The sequence below is a fragment of the Caloranaerobacter longqiensis genome (assembly GCF_050286925.1).
In the GTDB taxonomy this organism is placed as follows: domain Bacteria; phylum Bacillota; class Clostridia; order Tissierellales; family Thermohalobacteraceae; genus Caloranaerobacter.
On the sequence record NZ_JBFWFX010000040.1, the window covers coordinates 1 to 4,450 of the forward strand.

A 4,450-nucleotide genomic window follows, 5' to 3' on the forward strand; every position below is an offset into this window, starting at 1 on the left:
GACAGTTAAAGAGTGTTTAGATACTTTAGGTTGGGAATATGAGCAGATAGGTGAACATTCATTTAGAAATATAAAATGTTGTGGTAAAGAGGTTAAAATGGCAGGCTGGTTCGGTACAGAACATGCATGGTGTCCACTTTGCGGTAAAGGTATGCAAGATATGACAGGAATACTTCCTGCATCTAGTGTTACTGCAGGTATGATTGATGTAGACAAATATGATATATCAGACGGAAGAGTATGGGTTGCAGAAAATATTTGGAGATTAAAATAGTTGCTAAAATTGTTGCAAAAGTTAATGAATGTACAAGATTGATATTAGAAGTTATTGAGGAGGTGAATTAGATGAATAAAGTTTATTTCTTTAATGGTTATGATAGAGGTGGAACTTATGTAGCTGCTAAAAATTTCAAAGAAGCTAAAACAATAGCATTATGTAGTAGCATATTAGATTATTTAGAAAATCCATTTGTAGATATTAGAGGGCATTTAGTTAGAGATAGTAGAACAAATAAGCCAATAACTACAGAATATGAAGGAGAACTTAATATATTTCAATTACAAGAATTAGGACTTTTGTGGTTTGAGTGTTATGCATGTGGTTCTGACAATATAGAAATATTAAAAGGTGCTGATCAGTTTAAATGTTTGGAATGTGGAAGTATAGAAGATATACCATACGTTGATTGAGGAGGTGAATTAGATGATAAGCATTTGGGTAGCAGTTCAGTTTTATAAAACTCAAGGGATAATAACAGTTATCCATGATGGGAGAATTGTAGGATTCAAAAGTGAGAAAAGGCCCTCTAGCTGCCACTAGAGGCCAAAAAAAGTTTATAAAAAACACACTTCATAAGTATTATACCCTAAAAGCAAGGTGTAATGCAAGAGCGGAGGGGGACAATGTTTTCAAAAAAAGAAACGATTCAAAGATATTTGAATTATATAGAAGAACTTGAAGATAAAAAAGCAGATTTGCAATTTCAAATAGACGAGATCAACGAGCAAATTGAAAAATACGAACAATATATTTCTGAATTAAAAGAAGATATGGAGGATACACAAGGTTATCAATATTATCTCGGTATCAAAGAACGAATTTAGGAGGGGAAGAAAGTGAAGGAATTAGTTATAAATAGAGTTATAATCAATGGTTTTAAAAATCACAAATCGAAGGTTGAATATAGACTAGGAAATAGAACCTTAATTGAAGGTGAAAATGGGCAAGGTAAAACTACAATAGGTGAAGCAATTACTTGGTGTTTACTTGGCTGTGATCTTACTGGCAACGAAAAGGCTACATCGAAATTAATGAACAATTCAAGCAAGAGTATGGAAGTTGAGATAGATTTTATTTATGAAGGAAAAGAATATAACGTCATTAGAAGAAAAAAAGGCAGTAAGCTAGATATATATTTGAACGGTAATAAAGTAAATAGTAATGATTTAGCAGACTTCTACAAAGACAAAAGAATATTTCTAAGTGTATTTAATCCATCATATTTTCCAAACTTATCTCCAAAGGAAGCAAAAGACCTTTTATTATCCATATTAGATACAGTAAACAATGAAGAAGTATTTAAAGAAATTGGTGATTATATGGCCAATGTATTAAAAGAAAATGGATTTAGATTTCCTAATCTATTTTTAGAGAAAAAGAGAGAGGAACTAAGAGAACTTGAGGATGACAAGATATTCCTAGAAGGTTTTATATATGGTAAAGAAGAGATGCCAGAAATACCTAAAGTTTTAGAGTTTGAGCATGAAGATGAGCTTAAAAAACTAAATATAGAGCTAGACAAATTAAATAGCATAAAGATAAAACCACTGCATGATATAGATGATATTAAAAATAAGAAGTTTGAGCTTGAAAGAAAGATATACGAACTTAAATCTCAAAAAGATGCACTAGATCCTCCAAAGCTTATAAATGTAGAGGCGTTAAAATCAAGATACTACACCTTGAAAGATGAATATAAAGAATTGAATAATGAACTTAAATCCCTAAATAACACTGTAGTATGCGACCAATGCGGAAACGAAATAGACTTGGATAAATCAAGAAAGGAATACTTAGTTAAGAGATTAAAAGAAATAGAGGTTGAAGGGAAAAACATAGCTCAAAGCATTAAAGAAGCTGAAAATAAAAACAATGACCTTATGAAAGAATATGAGTCAAAGCTATACTTACACAACAAGAAAATAGATGATGAGATAAAGAAACTAGAAGAAGAAATTAATGCTCTAAATATAGATAAGTTAATTCAAGAGAATAAAAAGCATGAAGAAAGCGAGTTACAAGATATAAACAATAGAAAGGCTGAAATTATCGCTAGGATTAAGGAATTAGAAAGAGAAAAAGCACAAGTTGAATTTCATAATCAGAATAGAGAGAACCTTATTAAGCAACAAGAAGAAATAAAAAATAAAATTGAGGAGTCAAGAAAGAAGCTTGAAGCTATAGACGTTAAAAAATCAGATATATTAATTCAAATAGATGCAGCAAAAAAATTCAATGAAGTTAAATTAAAGTTGCAGTCTAAAAACATTGATAAATATTTAAATAAAGTATCTATAAGGCTCCAAAAGTTAGTTAAAAGTACTGGTGAAATTAAAGATGACTTTAAGATAATGTATGACAATAGGGAGTTTAATGTATTAAGTAATTCAGAAAAGATAAAAGCAGGGCTTGAGATTGCAAACTTGATTATGAATGTAACTGGATATAGGTTCCCGATATTTATAGACAACGCTGAAAGTATAACAAAATATAAAGCTCCTGAAACTCAAATTATAGAAGCTAGAGTGAAAAAAGGAAGTTTATTAAAAATCGAGGTGGCGTAGATGGCTGAAACAACACTTTTTGAACGATTAAATGCTCCGTTTAAGTATGATGACTATGAATATGATAGCTATGGCAAAAAAGTATACGTGAAAGGTCAAGCAGTAGCTGAAAGATTGAATGAAGTCTTAGGCGTAGGTTATTGGAAATATAGACCTTTGCCAGAAAGCATTATTGTTAAGGATACAGGTAAAAAAGATAAAAATGGAAATAAAATATTTGCAGTAAAAGTATTAGTAGAATTTAGTTTTTACAACAAGGAGCTAAAAGAATGGATTGTATTTGTAGATGCAGGGAGTCAAGATTTGAATGCACAAATGTGGGAAGGAGATGCTACTAAATCGGCAATAACAGATGGAATGAAAAAATGTGCTTCTAGAATTGGTGTAGCAAGCGATGTTTATAAAGGGTTAATAAAAGCTGTAAATGGCAAAGTAGTTTTACCTGAACATTATAGGAAGTATTACGAAGAAAAAGGTTGGCCATGGCCAAATACAACTCAAACTCAATCAACTAGAAATCAAACTATTAGCAAAATTTATGAATTAGCTAAAAAAATAGGTTATGACAAGAAAAGTATAGATGAAAAAGTTAAAGAAGAATATGGAGTATCAGAAGTGAAGTTTCTTAAAAATGATAAATTAGACCATTTATTAAACAGATTAGAAAAAGCAGTGAAAAACCTTGCATAAAATAAAAAAACCCTTAGTGGGGGCTAAGGGTTTAGACGAACCAAGGGGAACTGGAGGTCATTTTAAAAAAATAAATGTCAGCATTTTATGTTAGAGTTCCCCTGTTATTTATATTATGCCCGATATTATGAAGAATATACCAAAAGTTGGTGATTTGATGGCAAATCCACAGGTAGAAGATGGCTTTACTAAAATAGCAAATGAGTTATTAGAGGTTATATATAGAGTTAAATTCAATGCTACACAGTTAAAAATACTTCTTTTCGTAATGAGATATACTTATGGTTTTAGTAGAAAGGAGCATGAATTATCAATCAACTTTATATCTAAAGGCATTAATGTAAGTAAAAGATATGTAACTAGTGAACTTAACAAACTCATTGAAATGAAAGTAATTTTGGTTGTAAAAGAACATACTGACACATCAAGTAGGGTGCTAAAACTAAACAAAAATTATGATGAATGGTTAGTGAGAGGAATAGAAGTTCAACAGGTGAAGAATAGTTCAACAGGTGAAGAAAAACACAATACACCAGATGAAGAATTGTTCAACACCCCAGATGAAGAACTCTTCACCCAAGAAAATAAAAATATAAATAAAAATATAAATAAAAGAAGTAGTAGTATTAGTAGAACAATTATTCAACAGGTGAATAATTCTTCATCAGTAGATAATATTTTTTCAGCAGAAGAAGAAATCACTACTACTAGTGAAGGTTCTACAAAAATAGATTCAAATATATCGAAAATTGCACTTGAATATCAAAAGTGTGGATTTGGGCAAATAAATTGGAAAGTAAAAGAGCTGCTAGAGGATTTATTAGAACAATATCCAGTAGAATGGATAATTAAAGCGTTTGAGATATGTGTAGATCAAAATAAAAGAAAACTTAGTTATGCTAGAGGTATTTTGCAA

6 protein-coding genes are annotated in these 4,450 nt (G+C 30.4%); all 6 read left to right on the top strand.

Going from position 1 to position 4,450, the window contains the following annotated elements:
• A partial coding sequence (locus AB4Y15_RS13695) for a hypothetical protein (RefSeq protein WP_427340905.1) occupies positions 1 to 274 on the top strand: 274 nt, incomplete at its 5' end.
• A 71-nt stretch (positions 275 to 345) separates the two neighbouring features.
• Positions 346 to 690 (top strand): hypothetical protein, encoded by a 345-nt coding sequence (locus AB4Y15_RS13700; RefSeq protein WP_427340906.1) that lies wholly within the window; start codon positions 346 to 348, stop codon positions 688 to 690.
• A gap of 213 nt (positions 691 to 903) precedes the next feature.
• Entirely contained in the window at positions 904 to 1,104 is a 201-nt protein-coding gene (locus AB4Y15_RS13705; protein ID WP_427340907.1) for a hypothetical protein, read from the top strand.
• Positions 1,105 to 1,116: 12 nt separating this feature from the next.
• On the top strand, positions 1,117 to 2,844 hold the full coding sequence (locus AB4Y15_RS13710) for an AAA family ATPase (RefSeq protein WP_427340908.1): 1,728 nt from the start codon (positions 1,117 to 1,119) through the stop codon (positions 2,842 to 2,844).
• Entirely contained in the window at positions 2,845 to 3,534 is a 690-nt protein-coding gene (locus AB4Y15_RS13715; RefSeq protein ID WP_427340909.1) for a Rad52/Rad22 family DNA repair protein, read from the top strand.
• 127 nt (positions 3,535 to 3,661) lie between these two features.
• Positions 3,662 to 4,450: replication protein (locus AB4Y15_RS13720; RefSeq protein WP_427340910.1), on the top strand; the 789-nt coding region annotated here is incomplete at its 3' end.